We start from the raw sequence: 20,858 nt of genomic DNA on the forward strand, positions 1-20,858 counted from the left end.
TGTAAGTTATGCCAACGTCAGATTATTTAAATTTAAACAGTTGGTACTCTGACATGGCGGGGATAGACCTTGCGACAATAGCTTCGTTTTTCGCTATTTGTTCAAAATCGCCACACAGTGCGTCGGCTTTTTTCTCAATAGATTCTGCCTGTTGTTCAACTTTGGTTTCGATTTGCGTTGCGAAGTTTTCCATACGTTGTTCAAAGCTGCTCATATCACCGTTTGCATCTGACATTTCGTTGCCAATCGCAACCAGTAAGCTACCTATCGATTGCATCATGGCACCTTGTACTGCGGTCTCGATTTTTTCTTCAAACTGAGTGTCGAAATTTTGGCCAAACTCATCAAAGGTTTGCTTGCCCATCACAAACGCACCTTGCTGATAAAACGTATTTTGCACTTCTGTTTCGAGGTCATCGATCACAGCATGAATGCTATCTAAACTGGTTAAATTAAAGGTTTGCGCCACTTCATTAAGGGCAACGCCCGCTAGTTTTATGCCTTCAAAAGCAATATCAGCCACTTGTGGTAGGCGGCCTCTTAGTTCATCACCATATTGCGTGAGCATCGTTTTTTGCTGTGTATTAAGTGCGATGCGCTCGCCATTGAGTGTCAGTTCGCCAAGGTTGTTGATCTCAGCTGTTTTGTTTTTGGCCGTTGTGATCACCAAGTTATCAGGCGTGATCCTAACGTCATTTTGAAATTCTACTTCACAATTGTCACCGCTAAACGTGATGTTATTTTTTTCGTGTGCAGCGACGGTGGTTGTCATCATTGTTGCTGCTGTTAGTAGTAAAATTTTATTCATGGTCGATCCTTATTGGCTCAGTTGCATGATTGTTATTACAAGAACAATGCCAAATATAAACTCAAATAAAATCAATGCATTGTGTTTTATTGTTGAAAGTTAAGGTGCTCTAAAAGTGATGAAATTGACTAAAATATAGTTGTTTTTGTCAAAATGAATTAGGCAATAAAAAATTTTTATTGTAAGGATAAGAAACTCTCACTTTTCAGAATGACAATTTAGCGCTAAATAGTGATCTTGAGAGACGGCTCTCATTTTATTAATGACTATTTTATTTTGGAGTTAGTTGTGGGTAAGACATTCTCTTACGATGCGCTTGATGATGATTTTGCAGACGATGAATTTGAAAAGTTGGGTCGTAACCAACATGACAAGCAAAAGCGTAAAGTCAAAAGAAAGCTAGACGACTACTTAGAGCAAAAACGCCTACGTAGAAATCTAGGCGATGATGATTTCGACTATATTGATGATTGATCACTAGACGTCATCTACGAGTCTAGCACTGACAGTAATTCAATTTGGCTGTGTGATTAAGCAGGGCTGTGGGTTACTCAGTGCGATGTCTGAGTTACTGTGTCGTTGGTGATAGCCAAGCTGATGAGATATCCAGATAGTAAGCAGCCGCAAATATGCGGCTGTTTTGTTTTTATACGATTGGTATTAATCTTTAAAAGATTTATGGCAGTCTTTACAGCCTTTTGCCCAATCTTTAAATGCAGAAGCAATCAGCTTTTTGTCACCAGAGTCAGCTGCAACAGCCAGTGCTTGAGCATACTCGGCAAATTGCTTGGCTTTACCATCGAACTCAGCTCTATTTGACCAAACGGCTGGTAGGGCATCAGTATTGCCTTTGTCAGAACCGTCGATAAATGCTTCCCAAGGCATTTGCGATAATTGTGCAGCATTGTGAGCACGTTGCTTAAATACTTCAGCATCAAATGGCACTTTGCCTTTTAGCATGTCGCCCATATTGCCAATCTGGAAACGGATCAATTGGAAAGACGCTTGGCGGTATTCAATTGCATCTTCAGCCGATTCAAACATAGTGTTAGCTTGCGCTGTTGCTGCAAGACAGCTAAAGAGTGTGACGGTAAGTAGTTTCTTCATAGTAAACCCCTAATATTTTTCCCTATTTTCAATGTAAATTACAAATATAATCAAACAATTGCGATAAGTGCCCTGTGACGGAGGCAACTAGTTTTAAATAATCAACTCTCGATGTCTTTGAATATCATGCCCCTGCGCATACTGCGAGTGGCTAAAAAGATTTCTCCAAGCAAAGAGACAAACGCGCCAATAAGCAGCACCATAGCCGCGATAAAACAAGACGATAAAGTAATACCCAATGGCATACTGTACAAGTGGGACATGAACAGCAGCATAACCACTGCACACACAAGCAACGCACTGAGTACACTCATGCTAAATGCAACGTGAATAAAACGAGACCGTTTTAATAGTGCGCGCATTTCACGGCTAAAGTGCATTTTGAGCTCTTCATCTTGCGTGGTATTGATTTTGCGATCAAGTAAACGCGCCCTATCCGTGATCCGTGCTAAGCGGTTTGATAGTACCCCTAAGGTCGCAGCAATACCCGTAATTAAAAATACAGGGGCAACGGCGGTTTGGATAACTTTGGCCATCGTGAGAATGCTAACGACTTCTGGATTCATATAGTTACCTCGTTAATTCCAGTTTAGTTTTGATAAGGTGTTGGGTTGCTCACCGATGAGGGTTTGCATCACTCGGTTGCGTTCATCAAGCAAGATGACTCTAGGAATGCCTTTATTGGCATACGTGTTGTAAATATCTCGATTGGGATCGGCAACAAAATGGATGGGCAATTGCATGGTTTCGTTGAACTGCTCAAGCATAGTGTTAGTTTCTTCTCGGCCAATGGCAACGATGGTTAACTCGGCCTGGGTGAGTAATTCAGATTGTTTTAGTTCACTCAATAAACGTTGCGAATCGGAGCACCACGTCGCGAATAAAATCACCAGCTTTTTGTGATTAGCATCGAACCTAACAGCTTGGTTTTTGATATCCGTAAATTGCAAATGTTTAAAGGAGTCGCCGGTGTGGATATAGGTCTGATAGCCATCGTCTGCTTGTGGTTGTGCTTCGTTAGAGGCCTTACAGCCACTTAATCCGGTGGTGAGAACGGTACTAAGTAGTAACATTTTTATTGTTGTTTTCATGTCTATTCCTTGTTTCCGTGTCAGTGTTTTTGAAGTCTTGCGCGCATTTCAGTATATTGCCCCACTTAGATGATTTCTTAAAGTCCAATTTCTTATAGCCGTTGATATGATTTATCTTTCTTTATTTGGGCTTGCTTTTATTGCCGCAACACTATTACCTGCGTCGTCGGAGCTGGCGCTGAGTGGGCTCGTGGTGAAACAACAGGGTGAATTAGTTTGGTTATGGCTGGCTGCGACAACAGGTAATTTACTAGGTAGCTGTGTCAACTATTATCTTGGCTGGTTTATCGCTAAGTGGCGGAATAAGCGCTGGTTTCCGGTTTCTCAACAGCAATATGATAAGGCTTGTGGACTATTTAATCGTTACGGTAAGTTTTCATTGCTATTTGCTTGGCTCCCCATAGTCGGAGATCCTTTGACTGTGGTAGCGGGGTCTCTACGGACCTCTTTTGGGTGGTTTTTTGTGTTAGTCGCGCTCGGTAAAGGCGCCCGTTACGCACTGGTGATTTACCTTGCCTTACAGGTGATTTCTTAATACCAGAAGGCAAGGAAGTGCATATCAGGGTCTTATCGCTTAGTTTAGCTTCTGTACCAATCAAGCGTGAGTGACACTGAGTCAGCAAACCGTAAAGCGTGCGGTTTATCTACGGTGACTTTTGCATACGTCACGTCTTGATGTTGGTGACATTCAGCAAGTATGTCAGCCACTAATTTCTCAAGTAACAAAAAATGCCCTTCCTCTACCAGTGTGATGACAGCTTTGGTCACCGTTTTGTAGTTAAGCGCGTGAGCCACGTTATCATGATCTAAACATGCCGTATCCGCTGGGTAGTGAATTTCAATATTGATCACGACATCTTGCTTTTTTTCCCGCTCCTCGGGATTAAAACCAATAAAGGTACGTAGCCTTAAATTCGTCACCTTAATAATGGCATTCGACATAGCGTGTTTATCCTTTCACTAACTGTAAAAATTCGTTGCGGGTTTTGGGGTCGCTTCTGAAATTACCAAGCATGACAGACGTTCGCATACTAGAGTTTTGTTTTTCAACCCCACGCATCATCATACACATGTGTTTGGCTTCAACGATCACGCCAACGCCTTTTGCGCCGGTGACTTCCTCAACGGCCTTGGCGATTTGATGAGTTAGCTGCTCTTGGATTTGAAAACGTCGGGCAAACATATCAACAATGCGGGCAAATTTAGACAAGCCAAGCACTTTACCGTCAGGTATATAAGCGATGTGACAACGGCCAACGAAAGGTAGAAGGTGATGCTCACACATAGAGTACAACTCTATATCTTGGACCAGCACCATATCATCGGCATCTGAGCTGAATACCGCGTTATTGGTGATTTCATCCAGTGTTTGACGGTAGCCCTGAGTCAGATATTCCATCGCTTTCGCTGCGCGCTTTGGCGTATCTAATAATCCTTCGCGGTCTGCATCTTCACCCACGGCTTCAATAATCGTTTTATAACTATGTTGTAATTTGTCTTGCATAATGCGTTACCTCAAATGGCGGCCACCGTCGATTTGTACCGTGCGTCCTGTCATATAGTTGCTAGAGAGTATCATGTCGACACTATTGATAACTTCTTTGCTACCAGGCTCAATTCCCATAATAGACTTTTTCAAGGTTTTTGCCTTGTACTCGTCACTATCGTCTTGATTAAAGATGATAAGAGAAGGTGCAATGCTATTCACTTTGATGCTAGGTGCAAACTTAGCGGCAAATGACCGAGTTAAGTTATCTAATGCAGCTTTACTTGCGGCATAGGCAATGTGTTTTGGACTGCCTTTTTCTACTACATAGTCAGTAATATGGATCACATCGCTGACATTATTGCTAGCTGTCAATAAGTCGCTCAAGGCATGATTGATCAAATAAGGGACTTTAGCGTGGATCCGCATCATATTGTCGAATAATGCTGAAAAATCAGGGTTGTTGGCTTCACAATCCCAGCTCGATGCATTGTGGATGATGGCACTGAGTGCGTCGGTATGGGCACGAATTTGGTTGTTGAGTTGCGTGATTGCTTCTGGCTCGTCAAAATCAGCCTTGATACAAATGGCACCTAGCGATGCTAGTTCATCGATAACTTGATGTTTGGTGCGATACGTCAATATGACGGCTTGCTGTTTAGCGAGAAAGTGTTTCACCAAAGCAAGTCCAATGCGCTGTGCGCCACCAGTAATTAAAATAGGTGCAGCTGCGGGGCTCATACGTTAATCACCTTGTGAATTGAGAAATTAAGGTTGGCAGGATGAATAACTGGTTATCTCCTGCCAACAATACTATTGTTCGTCGTATACCGTAGGAATTGGTTGACGCTTGTGTTGGGTGCGCTGATAAATGGCAATAAGTTTGTCGTTTACTTCACTGCTAACAGGCTTACCTTCGAGGAAGTCATCAATATTGTCATAGCTTAGTCCCAGCGCTTCTTCATCGGAAAGGCCTGGGCGGTCGCATTCGAGATCGGCTGTCGGTACTTTATGTACTAGTCCCGCAGGTGCCCCGAGAAAAGCCGCTAGTGCGCGAACTTGGCGTTTTGACAGGCCAAACAAGGGCGCTAAGTCGCAGGCGCCGTCACCAAACTTGGTGTAAAAGCCCGTGATGTTTTCAGCGCTGTGATCGGTGCCGACGACTAAACCGCGAGTCAGGCCTGCTATTTCGTACTGCGCGACCATGCGCTGGCGTGCTTTTACGTTTCCTTTAATAAAATCCACGCTGGCTTGTGAAGGCAGTGGCACGCTTCCACCCGCCATGGCAGCAAGTGCTTGCTCGTGCATGGCATCGGCCGCAGGCTTGATGTTGACTGTTAAGCGCTGACTCGGTTGGATAAACTCAAGTGCAAGTTGCGCTTCATCTTCATCAGCTTGAACACCATACGGCAAGCGCATGGCAATAAATTTATAAGCCCCAGTACCATGTTCAGCATTGAGTTCATCGATAGCTAGCTGGCATAGACGTCCACAAGTTGACGAATCAACTCCTCCGCTTATGCCAAGCACAAGGGTGAAGCAGCCAGAGGCTTGTAATCGTGCTTTTAAAAATGAGACACGTCGTTTGACTTCAAATTCCGGGTCAATAATTGGCTGAACTTTCATTTCGGCCATGATTGCTTCACGCATACTTGTTCCTCAATACTATCGGGGCGATAAACTTCTATTATGTTGGTGCTGACGCGCTTTTTAAAGCCCTAAATGTGCTTTGATGGTGGCGAGCTCTTGCTTTAATTGCTCAATCTCGGCAATTAAGCTTTCGATTTCGCTGTCATTTTGGGTGCCGGTTATGGCTTCTGCAGGCGCTGTTGATTCAACGACTTGGTCACCAAACAAGTGTTGATAACGACTTTCTCGTTTTCCAGGTTCCCTGGCAAGCTTAACTACATAATCATGTTCTTGCATCGCACTTAATGTCGCTTCAACGTCCTGTACGGAGCTGAACTCTGCGAGGCGGCCGCTGCGAGTACGCAATTCACCTGGAGTTTGTGGTCCACGCAGTAACAGCAAACAGATAATCGCTTTTTGTTTCGCGTTGACTTTTAGGTGGCCAAAATCACTGTTACAAAAGCGCTGGCTGTACTTGTCGACGCGACCAGAGAGTGCTTCGTCGCAGGTAATTAAGCGTTTTTCTTGTAGGCGAGTCAGTGTGTCTAGCACATCATTTTGAGAGAGTTCCATCACCGGCTCGCGATTCGACTTTTGATTACACGCATTGGTGAGGCCGTTGAGTGACATGGGGTATTGTTCTGGGGTGGTGACTTGCTTTTCGATTAAGCTACCCAGTACGCGTTGCTCTTGAGTATCTAATTGCATCACTTTCCTTATTTTTGTTGTTGCTGATGAGATGTATAACATCATCTTGATAGTAGCAATATAATACCAATATTTACTGTAGCAAAGTGTGTGAGCTAACTTTGTTGGGCCGTAGACGAAGGTGCTTGCATTGTTTGCTGCGGTTTTATTTGCAGAAGTTTGGCTTTTAGCTCATCAAAGTCAATGGGTTTGGTGAGGTAATCATCCATTCCAGCATCAAGGCATTTTTCTCTATCACCTTGCATCGCGTTGGCGGTGAGTGCAACGATCACGCTATGCTGATGGATTTTTCCGGCAACACCTTGGCGGATCTGCTGTGCTGCCTGATAACCGTCCATCACCGGCATTTGACAATCCATTAGAATTACATCGTAAGGTTTGTTAGTTGATTGTAAATGTGCAAGTGCTAACTCTCCATTTTCTTGGCAGACTACTTTCGCACCTAAACGCTCTAACATCGTCATCGCAACGGTTTGGTTTATCCGATTATCTTCCACCAATAAGATTGAGCGTGCTAACAGGGGTTCAGCATTGACCTGTGAGTCGGTTTTGACGGATGTCGGCTTGTCTGGGTCTTGATAATTAGAGTTGAACACCTGAAGTGCTGCATATGGCGTAATGGGATAGTACACCCGCTCACAGGAGGAAAATAGCGAGAGGGTTTCGCTACTTTGCTCTTCAACGGCAACCATATGTACGATCTGCTGCTGTGTTAGCTGCGCTTTGAGTGCTTGTTGTTTTTTCCGCGGCGTGGCATTGAGTAACTTGGCATCCAAAATAACAGCAAGATGTGAAGATGGTTGTTGCAGTTGAGTCATGAGCATATCAAGTTGCTGCACGTGCAAGCACGTGATATGCCAAGGCTTCAGTAGTTTACTGTAGTCTTCATTGATTTCGCTTAATATATATAACGTTGAGTTATCAGACTTTCCATGCACGGTAATGGGTTTAGCTGCTGTTAGTAGTACATTACAGGAAAACGTGCTGCCAACGTGTTCTTTACTAAATGCTTGTAGATCGCCACCGAGCAATTGAGACAATTGCTTTGCAATGGTGAGACCAAGCCCAGTACCACCATATTGTCGAGTGGTTGATAAATCTGCTTGGGTAAATGAATCAAAAACTTTATTGAGCTTTTCCTTTGAAATACCGATACCGGTATCTTCTACACTGCACCATAACCGAGTTTGATCGCCCGTTTGTTCGGTATGGCAGCTTAAAGTCACTGAACCATCATGGGTGAACTTAATCGCATTGCTTAACAAATTATTAAGGATTTGTTTGAGGCGATTAGGATCTGTTTGTGCGGTATGGACTTTCATACCTGATAAATCGATATGTAGCCGATTATTGTTGGCATCAGCGGCGCGCACAAAACCAGACAGCATATTACTTAACATCTCGATAAGGTCGAACTCAACAAATTCGATCGTTAGCTTACCAGCCTCTATTTTGGAAAAGTCGAGAATGTCATTAATGATGGTAAGCAAGGACTTCGCTGAACTATATGCCAAAGAGAGCTGGTGGTGTTGAGTCGAAGTGAGTTGTGAGTGCATGACGAGCTCAACCATACCCATTACGCCATTGAGTGGAGTGCGTATTTCATGACTCATACTGGCTAAAAACTCTGCTTTCATTTTAGCGGATTGTTCTGCTAAGTCTTTATCAATGATGGCTTGATTTTTTGCTTTTTGATGGGCTTTATTGATAAAGAGGCTTCCTAGCATGGCGGCGATAGATTTCATTAAACGGAGGTCGCTTTGACCCCAACCTGGACTTACAACATCGTACTCTGCACAAAGAACGCCTAAGGTTTGGTTTTTATGACTGATGGGGCAGCAAAGCATCGCCTTAATTTCAAAAGGTTCAAGGTACGTTGTAGTGAGGGCCATGGTTGCAGGGTGGTTTTCAGCTTGTTCCGCCGCAATTATTTGACCACTCTCAATTTCACTAAAGAATGCAGGCGCTATTGCTTTTCGCCAAGGAGGAAAGTGCTCTAAGTTATCCATCGCAGCATTTGAAAAACACACTGGGATCAGCTGGTTTTTATCCTCATTAAATTGCCAAATGCTCACTTTATTAACCTCCACTCCTTTTCTACAGGTATCTGCACAGAGTGTGAGTGCTTTGTTGAGATGGTTATTTAAGATGGCTTCGTGAGAGCTCAAATGGGCAAGGAGCTCATTATTCTTGGCGAATTTATCGTGTTCCATTTCCATGATTTTGCGTTTATGGATGTTTTGAATGGAACCAAAAATGTGGCTAGTGCGTTTGCCATTGCGAATAGAGCGCGCTTTCACTAGCACCCATAAGTCGTCCAGATTTTGGGTTTGGATAATAAATTCTTCTTCGAACTCATGGCCTGTTTTTATAAGTTCATCCACACAGTCTTGCAAACGCTTTCTGTGCAAACCCGCTTTGAAAAACTCTGTTGTATTCATCCAAGTGGGCTGAAATTGTCTCGGCACGCAGAAAATACTACGAGTGACGTCCGACCAAATAATATCGCGTGTTTTGACGTTAATTTCCCATGCACCAACTTCTGCGAGTATGCCCATATTGGTCAGTGACAAAGCATTACGTTGCAGTTGCGATAGCAGTCGAGTGATGAAGATAAATGCGGCAATAAAGATGATAATCAGCGCGATGATAGCTAAGCGAAAAGGCCACACGGCAGTTGCCGCTGGTTGCCAACCAATGCGAGGCACGGCGTAGAGTTCCCATTCACCTGAGGGCACGTTGACACTAAATGCGATGGGGGCAAGCGAATGAATATTACTATTGCCATAAAAGTAATCTCCGTCTTGGCCTTTACCATCAACGCCTTGAATCGCGATCAGATATTGACTTTCTAATGCGGTAAAGTTTGCTTGTTGATACAGACTATCCATATCGAGCACGACAGAGAGTAAACCCCAGAAGTGAGTTTTGTCAGTGTAAACGGGAACTCTTGCGATTAACCCTGTGCCTCCTTGCAGCAACTCTAGTGGACCTGCCATCACGATTTCGCGACTTTCTTTGGCGAGTAATGCGCCGTATTTTTGCGTCGGATGGGTTTGGTAGTCTAAGCCTATGGCTTTTTCATTGCCCTTCAATGGGTAAATATAGTCGAGCCGCATATTTGGAGCTGCTCCGATATTTCGAAGGATTTGGCTACTATCGAATAAGGGTTTTGCGAGCTGTTCGAAGCGAGCTTGAGAGAGTTCGGATTGACCAGAAAGGGCAATGCCTAGTCCTCTGACAAGTTGTACATTTTTTGCCAGAATACCTTCTATTTTAGTGCGGTAGACATTCACTTCCTCGGTCGAGCGGCTCTTTTCTATCGCGATTAAGCGGCGATAGTTTACTTGATCAACATACCATGCCACTGCGATGATCACGACTAGCAAAAGCCAGAAGCTATATTTCACAAAGCGAAATTTAAGTGGTGATGTCGATAGTTCAGAGATCATGGTGCTTCTGTGTTGAAGACGATGATTTAACTATAGTTCAGTCCTCGCAAAGCGAAATCTAATTAACCAAAATAAAATGCTTTAACTTGATTGTCTTATAACTGTGACAAAGTCGAGAATATTGGTTTATTAGCCAATGACATGCTATATCTTCTAGGCATAAATTAGCACTGGATACATTGTTAAGGGATGGTCATGCTTACTTGGATTAAACGAATTATTGTCGTTCTGCTGTTACTGGTATTGCTTGGTACTGCAAGTATATATGGCTTGCTTGCGCTGAGCCTGCCTGCACTGGATGGTAAAGGAAGTACATCGGAGATTGATAATACAGTAACGGTAGCGCGCGATGCCATGGGGCAAGCTGTCGTGTCGGCTGACACCAGAGCAGATGCGTCGTATGGATTGGGTTTTGCACATGGTCAGGACCGCTTTTTTCAAATGGACCTGTTGCGTCGCAATGCCGCAGGTGAATTGAGTGAGTTATTTGGCTCGGCGGCCATTGGCCTTGATGAAAGCATGCGATTCCATCAATTCAGAAAACGGGCAAAGCTTATCGTGATGTCCTTACCTGAGGCGCATAGGCAAATCCTTGAGCGTTATACACAAGGGGTGAACGATGGGCGAGTACAATCTGGCTTCACCAGTTTTGAATACCTGCTTCTAGGTGCAACTCCTGCACCATGGCAGCCAGAAGACAGCTTACTCACTATTTTTAGCATGTATCTAGACTTGCAAGCAGGTACTTATGAGCGCGATGAAACCCTAATTGCGCTTAAGCAGCAATATGGTCAAGATATGCTCGATTTTATCTTGCAGCCTAGTCAATATCAGGCTGCTTTGGATAACAGTGTACTTACGGCATCGCCAGTTACTATTCCTGCATTACAGCAACAAATCGTGCAAGCTCAGCCATCACATATTGCTGATGTGCCGCTTTACGGCAGTAATAATTGGGCCGTAACTGGTGCGCTTACAAAGACAGGATCGGCAATGTTATCCGACGATATGCACCTTGGCTTAAATGTGCCGTCGATTTGGTATCGTGCCCAGCTTAATTATCAGGATCAGGGCCATGCAATTCAGGTAACTGGGGTGTCGTTACCAGGCGCTCCAGCCATTGTGGTTGGAAGTAATAATCGCATAGCGTGGGGATTCACCAATGGTTATTTAGATACAGCCGATTGGATTGAGCTTGACGCAGACACCAAGACGCAGTTCATTGCTGAAGAAATAAAATTGCCTGATGGCAAAAGCCATTCCTATAAATTGGAAATGAGTACATTTGGTCCCGTTAAACAACTTGGAGATAAGAAGCTAGCGCTGAGTTGGGTTGCTCATCAACCCTATGCCGTAAACTTAGAGCTTGTGCAACTTGAACGATTAACCGAAGTTCAGCAAGCAACAGAACATGCCAAAAAGGTAGGGATCCCTGTACAAAACTTGATGGTGGTAGACAGTAAAGGGGCAGCTGCTTGGACGCCGATGGGGGCTATTCCTGCACGCAAAACGGCTCATGACACGGCGTTGAATATAGAGCAATATGAGCAAGCGTGGCAGAACAACGAACAAGTTCGCCCGGTTGTGCAAAACCCTGAAAACGGTAAATTGTGGACGGCTAACTCTCGCGTGGTTTCAGTTGCAGATAATCAAAGGTTTGGTGATGGCGGCTATGCGTTAGGTGCACGTGCCGTGCAGATCCGCGATGGACTGTTAGGTCAGCAACAATTTACGGAAGCGGATTTCTATCAGCTGCAATTGGACAATCGCGCCAAGTTTTTAGCGCCGTGGCACGAGCACTTAGTATCCCTATTGCAAAACCAACATTCCGCATCTTTTGAAAATGATATTTCGCTCCTTAATGACTGGCAGGCTTGTGCTTGTGCAGATTCAGTCGGTTACACCTTAGTAAAAGCCTACCGCAACGCACTGATCGACACTCTTTTCGCACCCTTGGAGCAGCACTTAAACACACAAAAATTGTCGATGAAGCCGGTTAAGCGTTATCTTGAGCCCTCACTCTGGCAGCTCTTAACCGAGCAGCCAAATAGTTGGTTGGGCGAGCATGGTTCTTGGCTTGAGTTAGAGTTGGCTGCTTACAAGCTTGCCAAGCAGCAACTTAGCGAAAAATATGGCAGTAATATGGCCGCTTGGCGCTGGGGGGATGTTAATGCACTCAAGGTGCAGCATCCTTTCTCAAAACAAATGCCAATGCTGAGCGGTTTGTTAGATATGCCAACCGCACAAGCTTTTGGTGATACCTTTATGCCTGCGGTGCAGGGTAAATCATTCGGCGCATCGCAACGCTTTATCGCACAACCTGGTCATTTACAAAATGCAATTTTAACGGTTGCTGGTGGCCAAAGTGGACATCCGTTATCGCCGTTTTATCGGTCTGGATTTGCAGATTATGCCGAAGGGGAGAATACCCCCTTGCTACCTGGTGAATTAACTCACCAGATAGTCATTTCACCTAAGTAATGCTTTGCACTGAACGTATCGGAGGGGGTTAACTTACGCCCTCCGATACACGCAAAATCGGTGCTGCGGTAACACGGTTCCGACCTGAATGTTTGCTGTCGTAAAGTGCGGCATCCGCGTGTTGAATGACGACCTCAAAAGTTTGGCTAGGATCCCAATTTGCAACGCCAAAACTCATGGTGACCTTAAGAATGTCGTTTTCAAAACTGGTGGTCTCGACGGCTCGTCGTAGTTTTTCCATGCGCTGCATTGCTTCTCCACTAGAGCAAGGCGCGAGCACGATTAAAAACTCTTCACCACCCCAACGAACTGCAATGTCTGCAGGGTGAATATGTGCTTTGATTGTTTCGGCCACACTTTTTAAAATTTGATCTCCTTTGTCATGGCCAAAGGTGTCATTGATTTTTTTAAAGTGGTCGATATCCGCCATCACCAAACATAAAGGAGAGTGAGTAGAGATACAGTTTTCTTTAGCATGGGTGATTAACTCGCGCGCATAGCGACGGTTGAACATTTGTGTGAGCGGGTCGTGTGCAGCGAGTTCTTCTAATTTGTCTCTTTGTTGCACTGTCATTTTACGTATGTGGCTGATTGTGTAGATCATTGGAATACCACATATGAGCACATTGGCAAAATGGACATAGGGAATTAACTGTTGATAGCGATATTGATAGGCAACATCACCAAACAATAACTCTAAGACTGCGAATAGCGTGATCAACACAACGGAATAAATCACGGCATTACGTAACCTGAGTTGGTAATCTAGCAGCATGAGGCAAGACACTGTCCAGAGATAGTACTGAAACCCGAGTGACATGCCGAGATAGGCACACACCAGCGTCGCATGGATGGCGACTTCAAGGCAGAAAACCCGCAGTGCAATCGAGGGTTTACTCGCATCAATGAGTTTAATGCCAGCGTACCACATCAGCACACTACCCACGTTTACCAAAGCAAGTATGTTCACCTCTAAATGCCAAAAGACACCAATGAGGCCTGCGTGTAGCCACATGCAATACGCGGCCACACGTCGTAATAATGCAAATTTTAATGCTTCTACTTGGTCTGGTTTGCTATAAGGGTGGTATTTAGTCAAACGTAAGCTCTTGTGGTATTCACAATAAAATAAGTATAGAAGCTCTATTGTGATTTGCCGTCTATTTGACCTAAGCTCAGGTTATTCGCTCAGCATCCAGCAAGGTTGGCTGTAGTAGAGTGAGAGATAGGTAGATAATAAAAGCTTTGGAGTTGATATGTCTGTAGAAAAAGCGCGGATCACGCTATGTAACCTAGAAAAGTCTGACTACGATCAGGTTAAATCATTAATGGATGAAGCCTATCCTGATCTCGGTGGTGCGTGGCCTAGTCATACGATATTTAGGTTGATTGACCAGTTTCCTGAGGGGCAGATCGGTGTCAAAGACGGTGAGCGTCTCGTCGGTATCGCGCTTAGTGTTCAAGTTGACTATCAAACCTTTTCTAACCCGCATACCTATGAAGACATTGTTGACGCGCATAGCCGAATTTTTAGTGATAGTAATGCAGATGCTCTGTACGGGCTGGATGTAGTGATAGCCAAAAGCCATCGTGGTCTACGTCTTGGTCGACGGCTGTATGATGCTCGTAAAGAGCTTTGTCGTCAGTACAACTTACGCGCGATTTTGGCGGGTGGTCGTATTCCGCTTTATAAGCAATTCCGTGGCAGTATGTCGCCAATGGAGTATATAAACAAAGTCGACCATAAAGAATTACACGACCCCATTCTAAGCTTCCAACTTGCCAACGACTTCCAAGTAAAGCGATTGCTTAAGCAATATCTGCCGGAAGATCAGGACTCCGAAGGCTATGCGACCCTACTTGAGTGGAATAACATTCTCTTCGAGCCAACCGATACCGTGATCGAAAGCAAGAAAACCATCGTCAGAGTGGGGGCCGTGCAGTGGCAAATGCGCAGGGTGGAATCGGTAGAGGAGCTAATGAAGCAGGTTGAGTATTTTGTGGACACGGTCTCGGATTACCAAAGTGACTTTATCCTTTTCCCTGAGTTTTTTAACGCGCCACTAATGGGGCTCGGAAGCTATAGAAATCAGACCGAAGCAATTCGTGCATTGGCGACGTATACCGAGCAGTTTAGAGCTGCTATGTCGCAAATGGCGATTGAGTACAATGCCAATATTATCACGGGCTCTATGCCGCTACTTGAGGGCGACAAGCTCTATAACGTCAGTTACTTGTGTCATCGCTCTGGCAAAGTGGATGAACAACGTAAAATTCATATCACCCCTCACGAAGACTATGATTGGGTTATCAAAGGCGGTGATAAAATTGAAGTGTTCGATACGGACGCGGGCCGAGTAGGGATCCAAGTATGCTACGACGTGGAGTTTCCAGAGTTATCGCGGATCATGGCTGAAAAAGGGCTGGATATTTTGTTTGTACCATTTTGGACTGACACAAAAAATAGCTATTTAAGGGTAAGACACTGTGCGCAGGCCCGTGCGGTTGAAAACGAATGCTACGTGGTTATCGCAGGAAGCGTTGGTAACCTACCACAGGTAGAAAGCCTAGATGTGCAGTACGCGCAGTCAGCGGTGTTGACGCCATCGGACTTTGCTTTCCCTCATGATGCCGCGCTAAACGAAGCAACACCAAATACGGAAATGCTGTTATTTAGTGACTTAGACTTAGATAAACTCAAAATATTGCATAGTGAAGGAACGGTGCGTAATTTACGAGACCGAAGAAAAGACCTGTATTCTGTGGAGTTGAAACAAAAATAGTATGGCGTGGGTTTATTTAATTATGGCTGGCCTGTTTGAAATAGGTTGGCCCGTTGGTCTGAAAATGGCGCAACAAGCCGATACTCGTTGGCTAGGCATAGTGATAGCCGTTGGTTTTATGGCCTTGAGTGGCTGGATGTTATGGCTGGCGCAAAAGCAAATTCCACTGGGTACCTCGTATGCGGTGTGGACGGGTATTGGCGCGGCAGGTACATTCTTAGTGGGTATCTTTTTCTACGGTGACCCAAGTAGTTTTATGCGCTACTTGGGTGTGTTACTTATCATCAGTGGGGTTGTGGTACTTAAGTTAGCATAACCAAAATAGCCGCGACTGCGATGAGTAAGAGTCCCATTGAATCGCGCTTCTTTACCGGTGCTTTGAGCCATAAGAATGAGATAAGCAAAGTGAAAAACACTTCGATTTGGCCAAGGGTTTTCACGTAGGCTACATGCTCAAGGCTCATTGCGCTAAACCAACCTATAGAACCGATGCAACTGCTAACACTAATGGCCAGCGTCAGTTTGCGGCGTTGCCACAGCACGCGCCAAGAGTGTAGTTCGCGTATCGTCAAATACATACTCAACATTACAGTTTGGCAAATCAGCACTAATAATAACACCCAGGCTGCACTGTGGGGGAAAGGTAGGCCCGATGCGATACTGGCTTCACGCACCCAAAGAGAAGTAAGCGCGAAGCTTGTTCCACAGGCAAGTCCCACTAGTGCAGTTTTACCATTGAAAGCACGCAGGCTAAAACCGCTCAATAACAACACCGCGATGGCGCCGATAAAGACACCAAACCAGCCGAGTAAAGTTAAGCTTGAGCCAAAAAAGAGTACGCCCAAAATTGCCGCCACGAGTGCCTCACTCTTCGCAAGTCCAGCGCCTATGGCGTAATTATTTTGCTTAAACAGCACCACCATTAACCCCGTCGCGATGATCTGCATGACACTGGCACCCAGCACAAAGGCTAAAAAGTCATCGTTAATGACGAGCGATTCTGCAGGAGCGATCTGATAAAGGCTCCAAAGATATAAGCCCGCAAGTGGGCTGGCTAAAATAAATCTTGCTAAGGTGACGCTGGCTGTGGAGGCGCTTTCACTCAATTTGCTTTGAAAAGCATTTCGCCAAGCCTGAGAAAAAGCAGCTAGTAAGGTGAACAAAATCCACATGAGAGGTGACTCTACAATGCTCGAATGTGTATCAGCATACCGGATAGGAGCGAGTCTGAATAAATGAATTATCGTGATAGTGAAAATAATTCAATGTGTATTCAATGTGCTACGGAAGCATTCTTGTGGTTGGCGCACTGCGACAATTTGCCACATGTTCAATTTTCAGTATCACGATATGATTAAGGTCGATGCTACAAGATTGGGCCATAGGTTAGGGTATTACGTATTCAACTATGGCTTTTCTTTTTAACGCTATTCTGCTCTACTGAGTTGAATAATCAAAAGGTTGAAGGAGTATCTTGTGGGTATACTAATCATCTGTGCAATTCTTGCCATCTTACTACCTTATTTTGCCAAAATCCCTGTGGCAGTGGCGATGAATAAAGAAGGGGGCTACGACAACAAGCACCCGCGTGAACAGCAAAAGAAACTAACTGGGCTGGGGGCAAGAGCGCTGGCCGCACATCAAAACTGTTTTGAGTCATTAGCCGTGTTTGCTGTCGCCTTGGCCGTTGCGTTTGGCACCCAAACCTACACTCCTCTAGTCGAATGGCTAGCGATAGGCCATATTGTCGCTAGAGCATTATATTGTGTGCTGTATTGGGCGAATATTGACGTGCTGCGCTCCATTGTCTGGGCGCTAGGACTCGGCTGTGCTATCGCCATTATTGTGGTGTGTGGTTTATAGTCGTCCTTTGCGTGACTCTACACTTAGGTCAACTGAATTAACTCTGCTGAAATCTCTTTCACTTCAGCGGAGTTAACCTCTAGCTGTGTCAATGCTAAGTTTGCGATACGCACTCGGTATAAGTCGATAACCCGATAACCACAGTAATGTGCCATTCTTCTGATCTGGCGATTGAGGCCTTGGCGTAACACTATTCTAAAGCGGTCATGTGCGATTTGCTCAACGGTACAGGGGAGGGTTATTTGGCCCTTCACTGGCACGCCGGCTGCCATTTTAAGGCAAAAATCTGGGTCCAGAGGCTTGTCAACTTGCACCTCATATTCTTTCTCTTGATGATGGTCAGGGTGGATTAATTGCTGACACAGTGCCCCATCATTGGTGAGTAGTAGTAAGCCTCGACTGTCTTTGTCTAACCGACCTATTGGATAAACACGACATGACTCTGGTAGCACATGGTAGATACTCGCAGGGTCATCTGGATTCACTTTGCAGTCTATACCCACGGGTTTATGGTAAACAAAGAGTCTTCTCGCTTGTGGCGGCGTGACCGGTTCACCATCGACCATAATGCAATCGGTCAAATTGATGTGATCTATGTGATTGGCCAAGCGGCCATTTACGGTCACTCTTGCGCTATCAATTAAGCGAGACGCTTGTCGCCTAGAGCAAACACCGCAGTGGCTGAGATATTTGGCCAAACGCATCGGATAGGACATAGACATTCACATGATCAAAAAGAGATAACAGCGCGTATTGTAAGGCAACAGACTGTTTGGATCTATGCATGGAGAATATCAATGGCCATTGCGTTTTCAAAGTTAAAACAACATCAGCCGCTGCAAAAGGTAATAGTGCATTCCATTGATTTAGCGCTTTATCAAGTCAGTGTGCTTATTAATAACGTGGAATATTATGTCACGGAAGAAAATGGCGAGTTTTTAAAAGCACATAACCCGCTGCAAATTCAAAAACGCCTGCTTGATATTAGCTACATGGAAATGGTGATTAGGCATCAAAGCGCTTATGACGAGATGGTCGGGCACCCAGTGTCAGTCAATGACAATACATTAGAAGTGCCCTTCGGTCGTAATAACCTGTTTTAAGCGTTATCTGTGTTTTGTGAGCACTTCACTCACCGCGGTTGCAAAATCGCGGTTGTGAGCGATCCCCATGTTAATCAATCTAGTGTCTTTTAGAGCGCAATTTTGTGGTCTTGTGGCATCGTCACTCGGTTGGCTCAGCGGCACGAGATCTTGCGTCGGTAGTTGCAAAGCCTGCGCCATCACCTGCGCCATTTCATACTTAGTGAATGCTTGATTGCCACTGATATGAATAATCCCACCAAGGCTAGGTTGTGCGATAACACCTTTGAGCGTTAGCGCAATATCATTGACGTGGGTGGGGTAGCGAATGGCCCAATGATCGTGACTTGAAGCGGGGTTGGCTAACAGCTGTTTTGCAATAACGGTTACCGCAGATTCTTCCAGCGTTTTTACCTCGCCGTATAAAACTGGCACTCGTACTATGGTGTGTAATGCGCTGTCTGCCAGTATGGCACGCTCCGCAGCTTGCTTGGTTTGGCCGTAGAAGTTCACAGGATTAGTGATATCTGTTTCAACATAAGGTGCTGAGGTGCCGTCAAACACATAGTCAGTACTAATAAAGAAAAATCGAATATCTCTTTCGCGGCAGGCTTGGGCTAAGAACTCGGTTGCCGCAACATTGAGCGCAAGCGTTGCCGCTTGGTCTCGCTCACATTGTTCTGGCCTGCGCTCTGCTGCTGCGTGAATAAGTATCTCTGGGCCGTGATTATCTAAGAAATCTAAAACCGAACTGTGGTCAGCCAAGTCAAGTTTGTGAAGTGGCGCGGCTGCTCGGCTAAAGCCACATCCTAAAATCTCGTGGGTACTACTTAGCTCTTGGCAAAGTGCGCGACCCAATAAGCCCGTTGCACCAGTGATCATGACTTTAGACATAGAAAACAGCATCCTTTTTTAAAAGAGCCAGTACAGTAGCAAAGTCGGAAGAAAAACTACAGATTTGTATCGGATTACGCTAAGGTTGAGATAAGGCTAAAAAAGGGACAAAAAATGAAAAAAAATATTTTGCTAGCTGGTTTGTTTGCGGTGAGTGTGCAAGTGAGTGCGACCCAAATATTTACGAAAAATAGTGATTGTGTCATTGATGAAAGTAAAGCGCCCATTGAAATATACAAGCAAAGCTCAAAGTCAATGCGTTTGTTGGGGGGACAAGAGGCGAGTAATGGTGAGTTATCGGATGTTGTCACTGTGCTGTTTGACGATGTTAGATTGTCACTATTTGACGCGTTATCTGAAGAAGCTAAAGCGTTTGAGAAAGGTATAATTATTAAAAATGCTTCATTCAAAAGAACGGCTGATGGGTGGTCGAAAAGAGCTGTTGTATCCGGGAAAGTTGTAGCTCAGCCCGTTTTATCTTGTCATTATACTGAAGTACTTACAGCAAAAAACACTGAGCTGATATCTGGTGCTGTTTTTTCATCCAAACCAACGACCCATTCAATTACTTATAACACAACGATTGATCCGCACAAAAGTCGACTCAAGCCAAAGCTAACAGAGGTACTTGATACTTCTGTTACTACGGACCAAGTATTTGGTATTAAGCTCGGAGACTCTTTTTCACAAGCGGAAGAAAAAATAGGCCGTTTTACGATGCAATGGCCTATTAATGCTTATCAAAAGTTTGCATTTATTGGTCGCAATAACGCGTTTTTATTTGAACATGATAAGCTCGTCGGGTACCAATATGCATTCAATCTTCTTCCTATCAGTCTTGCAAATCTAATTGATATTTATGATGTTGCTCTTGCTACACCACTAAGTCACCAGCAAACTCAAATTACAAACCGGGACTTGGATGAGATGACAGTTTCTGCACTTAAGGAAAAGTTTCCTGACATTAAGTTTTTTGTCGAGGGAAGATATACTACCGATCCGAAGACCAAATTATCTGCCCTAACCATAGGCAAAACAGAGATTGCGAAACCAATTGCTCCTGCATGCTGGAGTGGTCAAGAAGACATCAAAGCTTTTATTACAAAGCATCAGGGCGGCTTAATGCAATGGCGTGGCATAGATAAACAAACGCTATTTTACACCGGGTGTAATCAGTTAATTGAACAAAGCCAATTTGGCCGAGTGATAGGAGTTAAGCTGCTAGAGAGTTGGTCGTTAAGCAATGCTAATTTATCTGGATTGAGCGTGATATCGAATGTACTTACTCCTTGGCAATTCTATGGGGTGAATTATCTTGACCCTGAAAGTCGCGCATCTCAAATAGGCTCGATTGAGAATCTATATGGCATGATAGAAGTAGTAAACTCTGATTGGGTTGGCCACTTCAAATCTTATGACGGCCAGCTTGTTTCTGCTGAGTTTGAGAAGATGTAGAAGCCATCACTCCTACATC

Annotated in this window: 22 protein-coding genes; 8 read left to right on the plus strand and 14 right to left on the minus strand. The window is 44.6% G+C overall.

Annotated elements, in window-relative coordinates:
• Window positions 1–22: 22 nt before the first annotated feature.
• Complete coding sequence (locus EXT48_RS00095) at window positions 23–808, minus strand: DUF2884 family protein (protein WP_130163245.1); 786 nt, start codon at window positions 806–808, stop codon at window positions 23–25.
• Between the two features lie 288 nt (window positions 809–1,096).
• On the opposite strand from EXT48_RS00095, the gene EXT48_RS00100 reads away from it, so the two are divergent.
• On the plus strand, window positions 1,097–1,282 hold the full coding sequence (locus tag EXT48_RS00100; RefSeq protein ID WP_010604204.1) for a PA3496 family putative envelope integrity protein: 186 nt from the start codon (window positions 1,097–1,099) through the stop codon (window positions 1,280–1,282).
• 186 nt (window positions 1,283–1,468) lie between these two features.
• Here the strand turns inward: EXT48_RS00100 and EXT48_RS00105 are convergent, their stop codons facing one another.
• The 3 genes from EXT48_RS00105 to EXT48_RS00115 form a co-directional block, all read right to left on the minus strand.
• The gene (locus EXT48_RS00105; protein ID WP_010378096.1) at window positions 1,469–1,915 is read right to left on the minus strand and encodes a cytochrome c; all 447 of its coding nucleotides are present in this window, start codon (window positions 1,913–1,915) and stop codon (window positions 1,469–1,471) included.
• A gap of 101 nt (window positions 1,916–2,016) precedes the next feature.
• Window positions 2,017–2,481 carry a DUF2721 domain-containing protein gene (locus EXT48_RS00110; protein WP_017219384.1) on the minus strand — a complete coding sequence of 155 codons (465 nt, stop codon included), beginning with the start codon at window positions 2,479–2,481 and terminating at the stop codon, window positions 2,017–2,019.
• A 12-nt stretch (window positions 2,482–2,493) separates the two neighbouring features.
• Window positions 2,494–3,006: a thioredoxin-like domain-containing protein gene (locus EXT48_RS00115; protein WP_130163246.1), complete on the minus strand. Its 513-nt coding sequence runs from the start codon at window positions 3,004–3,006 to the stop codon at window positions 2,494–2,496.
• A 106-nt stretch (window positions 3,007–3,112) separates the two neighbouring features.
• Here EXT48_RS00115 and EXT48_RS00120 point away from each other — a divergent pair, with 106 nt between their 5' ends.
• A complete protein-coding gene (locus EXT48_RS00120; RefSeq protein ID WP_130163247.1) occupies window positions 3,113–3,541 on the plus strand; it encodes a YqaA family protein in 429 nt (142 codons plus the stop codon).
• A 44-nt stretch (window positions 3,542–3,585) separates the two neighbouring features.
• Here EXT48_RS00120 and folX read toward each other — a convergent pair whose 3' ends face one another.
• The 6 genes from folX to EXT48_RS00150 form a co-directional block, all read right to left on the minus strand.
• Window positions 3,586–3,948, minus strand: a complete 363-nt coding sequence (gene folX, locus EXT48_RS00125; protein WP_010378103.1) for a dihydroneopterin triphosphate 2'-epimerase — start codon at window positions 3,946–3,948, stop codon at window positions 3,586–3,588.
• 7 nt (window positions 3,949–3,955) lie between these two features.
• Window positions 3,956–4,510: a GTP cyclohydrolase I FolE gene (gene folE / locus EXT48_RS00130; protein ID WP_130163248.1), complete on the minus strand. Its 555-nt coding sequence runs from the start codon at window positions 4,508–4,510 to the stop codon at window positions 3,956–3,958.
• 6 nt (window positions 4,511–4,516) lie between these two features.
• The gene (folM, locus tag EXT48_RS00135; protein WP_130163249.1) at window positions 4,517–5,233 is read right to left on the minus strand and encodes a dihydromonapterin reductase; all 717 of its coding nucleotides are present in this window, start codon (window positions 5,231–5,233) and stop codon (window positions 4,517–4,519) included.
• 72 nt (window positions 5,234–5,305) lie between these two features.
• Window positions 5,306–6,142, minus strand: a complete 837-nt coding sequence (gene nadE, locus EXT48_RS00140; RefSeq protein WP_039490991.1) for an ammonia-dependent NAD(+) synthetase — start codon at window positions 6,140–6,142, stop codon at window positions 5,306–5,308.
• Window positions 6,143–6,202: 60 nt separating this feature from the next.
• Window positions 6,203–6,829, minus strand: a complete 627-nt coding sequence (locus EXT48_RS00145) for a YceH family protein (protein WP_069018888.1) — start codon at window positions 6,827–6,829, stop codon at window positions 6,203–6,205.
• Window positions 6,830–6,924: 95 nt separating this feature from the next.
• The gene (locus tag EXT48_RS00150; protein WP_130163250.1) at window positions 6,925–10,281 is read right to left on the minus strand and encodes an ATP-binding protein; all 3,357 of its coding nucleotides are present in this window, start codon (window positions 10,279–10,281) and stop codon (window positions 6,925–6,927) included.
• A 195-nt stretch (window positions 10,282–10,476) separates the two neighbouring features.
• Here EXT48_RS00150 and EXT48_RS00155 point away from each other — a divergent pair, with 195 nt between their 5' ends.
• Window positions 10,477–12,762, plus strand: a complete 2,286-nt coding sequence (locus EXT48_RS00155; protein ID WP_130163251.1) for a penicillin acylase family protein — start codon at window positions 10,477–10,479, stop codon at window positions 12,760–12,762.
• A 28-nt stretch (window positions 12,763–12,790) separates the two neighbouring features.
• Here EXT48_RS00155 and EXT48_RS00160 read toward each other — a convergent pair whose 3' ends face one another.
• Complete coding sequence (locus EXT48_RS00160; protein ID WP_039490999.1) at window positions 12,791–13,861, minus strand: diguanylate cyclase; 1,071 nt, start codon at window positions 13,859–13,861, stop codon at window positions 12,791–12,793.
• 157 nt (window positions 13,862–14,018) lie between these two features.
• Here EXT48_RS00160 and EXT48_RS00165 point away from each other — a divergent pair, with 157 nt between their 5' ends.
• Together EXT48_RS00165 and EXT48_RS00170 are read left to right on the plus strand one after the other, a co-directional pair.
• Window positions 14,019–15,545 carry a carbon-nitrogen hydrolase family protein gene (locus EXT48_RS00165; protein WP_010378119.1) on the plus strand — a complete coding sequence of 509 codons (1,527 nt, stop codon included), beginning with the start codon at window positions 14,019–14,021 and terminating at the stop codon, window positions 15,543–15,545.
• 1 nt (window position 15,546) lies between these two features.
• Window positions 15,547–15,861 (plus strand): multidrug efflux SMR transporter, encoded by a 315-nt coding sequence (locus EXT48_RS00170; RefSeq protein WP_010604216.1) that lies wholly within the window; start codon window positions 15,547–15,549, stop codon window positions 15,859–15,861.
• Here the strand turns inward: EXT48_RS00170 and EXT48_RS00175 are convergent.
• Window positions 15,848–16,717 carry a DMT family transporter gene (locus EXT48_RS00175; protein ID WP_130163252.1) on the minus strand — a complete coding sequence of 290 codons (870 nt, stop codon included), beginning with the start codon at window positions 16,715–16,717 and terminating at the stop codon, window positions 15,848–15,850. The genes EXT48_RS00170 and EXT48_RS00175 overlap by 14 nt on opposite strands.
• A gap of 304 nt (window positions 16,718–17,021) precedes the next feature.
• On the opposite strand from EXT48_RS00175, the gene EXT48_RS00180 reads away from it, so the two are divergent.
• Window positions 17,022–17,408, plus strand: coding sequence for an MAPEG family protein (locus EXT48_RS00180; protein ID WP_039491002.1), 387 nt, complete (start codon window positions 17,022–17,024; stop codon window positions 17,406–17,408).
• Between the two features lie 23 nt (window positions 17,409–17,431).
• Here the strand turns inward: EXT48_RS00180 and EXT48_RS00185 are convergent, their stop codons facing one another.
• Entirely contained in the window at window positions 17,432–18,124 is a 693-nt protein-coding gene (locus tag EXT48_RS00185) for a pseudouridine synthase (RefSeq protein ID WP_130163271.1), read from the minus strand.
• 81 nt (window positions 18,125–18,205) lie between these two features.
• On the opposite strand from EXT48_RS00185, the gene EXT48_RS00190 reads away from it, so the two are divergent.
• Entirely contained in the window at window positions 18,206–18,511 is a 306-nt protein-coding gene (locus EXT48_RS00190) for a DUF6482 family protein (RefSeq protein WP_069018884.1), read from the plus strand.
• A 3-nt stretch (window positions 18,512–18,514) separates the two neighbouring features.
• On the opposite strand, the gene EXT48_RS00195 is transcribed toward EXT48_RS00190, so the two are convergent.
• Window positions 18,515–19,384, minus strand: coding sequence for an SDR family oxidoreductase (locus EXT48_RS00195; RefSeq protein WP_130163253.1), 870 nt, complete (start codon window positions 19,382–19,384; stop codon window positions 18,515–18,517).
• Window positions 19,385–19,498: 114 nt separating this feature from the next.
• On the opposite strand from EXT48_RS00195, the gene EXT48_RS00200 reads away from it, so the two are divergent.
• The gene (locus tag EXT48_RS00200) at window positions 19,499–20,839 is read left to right on the plus strand and encodes a hypothetical protein (RefSeq protein ID WP_130163254.1); all 1,341 of its coding nucleotides are present in this window, start codon (window positions 19,499–19,501) and stop codon (window positions 20,837–20,839) included.
• Window positions 20,840–20,858 lie beyond the last annotated feature (19 nt).

Source organism: Pseudoalteromonas sp. CO348, assembly GCF_004208845.1.
GTDB classification, from domain to species: Bacteria; Pseudomonadota; Gammaproteobacteria; order Enterobacterales; family Alteromonadaceae; genus Pseudoalteromonas; species Pseudoalteromonas maricaloris.

Excerpts from the sequence above, each read along its gene's own strand:
- EXT48_RS00095 (WP_130163245.1), bottom strand. The coding sequence starts at position 808 with ATGAATAAAATTTTACTACTAACAGCAGCAACAATGATGACAACCACC.
- EXT48_RS00105 (WP_010378096.1), bottom strand. The coding sequence starts at position 1,915 with ATGAAGAAACTACTTACCGTCACACTCTTTAGCTGTCTTGCAGCAACA.
- EXT48_RS00110 (WP_017219384.1), bottom strand. The coding sequence starts at position 2,481 with ATGAATCCAGAAGTCGTTAGCATTCTCACGATGGCCAAAGTTATCCAA.
- EXT48_RS00115 (WP_130163246.1), bottom strand. The coding sequence starts at position 3,006 with ATGAAAACAACAATAAAAATGTTACTACTTAGTACCGTTCTCACCACC.
- EXT48_RS00120 (WP_130163247.1), top strand. The coding sequence starts at position 3,113 with ATGATTTATCTTTCTTTATTTGGGCTTGCTTTTATTGCCGCAACACTA.
- folX (WP_010378103.1), bottom strand. The coding sequence starts at position 3,948 with ATGTCGAATGCCATTATTAAGGTGACGAATTTAAGGCTACGTACCTTT.
- folE (WP_130163248.1), bottom strand. The coding sequence starts at position 4,510 with ATGCAAGACAAATTACAACATAGTTATAAAACGATTATTGAAGCCGTG.
- folM (WP_130163249.1), bottom strand. The coding sequence starts at position 5,233 with ATGAGCCCCGCAGCTGCACCTATTTTAATTACTGGTGGCGCACAGCGC.
- nadE (WP_039490991.1), bottom strand. The coding sequence starts at position 6,142 with ATGCGTGAAGCAATCATGGCCGAAATGAAAGTTCAGCCAATTATTGAC.
- EXT48_RS00145 (WP_069018888.1), bottom strand. The coding sequence starts at position 6,829 with ATGCAATTAGATACTCAAGAGCAACGCGTACTGGGTAGCTTAATCGAA.
- EXT48_RS00150 (WP_130163250.1), bottom strand. The coding sequence starts at position 10,281 with ATGATCTCTGAACTATCGACATCACCACTTAAATTTCGCTTTGTGAAA.
- EXT48_RS00155 (WP_130163251.1), top strand. The coding sequence starts at position 10,477 with ATGCTTACTTGGATTAAACGAATTATTGTCGTTCTGCTGTTACTGGTA.
- EXT48_RS00165 (WP_010378119.1), top strand. The coding sequence starts at position 14,019 with ATGTCTGTAGAAAAAGCGCGGATCACGCTATGTAACCTAGAAAAGTCT.
- EXT48_RS00170 (WP_010604216.1), top strand. The coding sequence starts at position 15,547 with ATGGCGTGGGTTTATTTAATTATGGCTGGCCTGTTTGAAATAGGTTGG.
- EXT48_RS00175 (WP_130163252.1), bottom strand. The coding sequence starts at position 16,717 with ATGTGGATTTTGTTCACCTTACTAGCTGCTTTTTCTCAGGCTTGGCGA.
- EXT48_RS00185 (WP_130163271.1), bottom strand. The coding sequence starts at position 18,124 with ATGTCCTATCCGATGCGTTTGGCCAAATATCTCAGCCACTGCGGTGTT.
- EXT48_RS00190 (WP_069018884.1), top strand. The coding sequence starts at position 18,206 with ATGGCCATTGCGTTTTCAAAGTTAAAACAACATCAGCCGCTGCAAAAG.
- EXT48_RS00195 (WP_130163253.1), bottom strand. The coding sequence starts at position 19,384 with ATGTCTAAAGTCATGATCACTGGTGCAACGGGCTTATTGGGTCGCGCA.
- EXT48_RS00200 (WP_130163254.1), top strand. The coding sequence starts at position 19,499 with ATGAAAAAAAATATTTTGCTAGCTGGTTTGTTTGCGGTGAGTGTGCAA.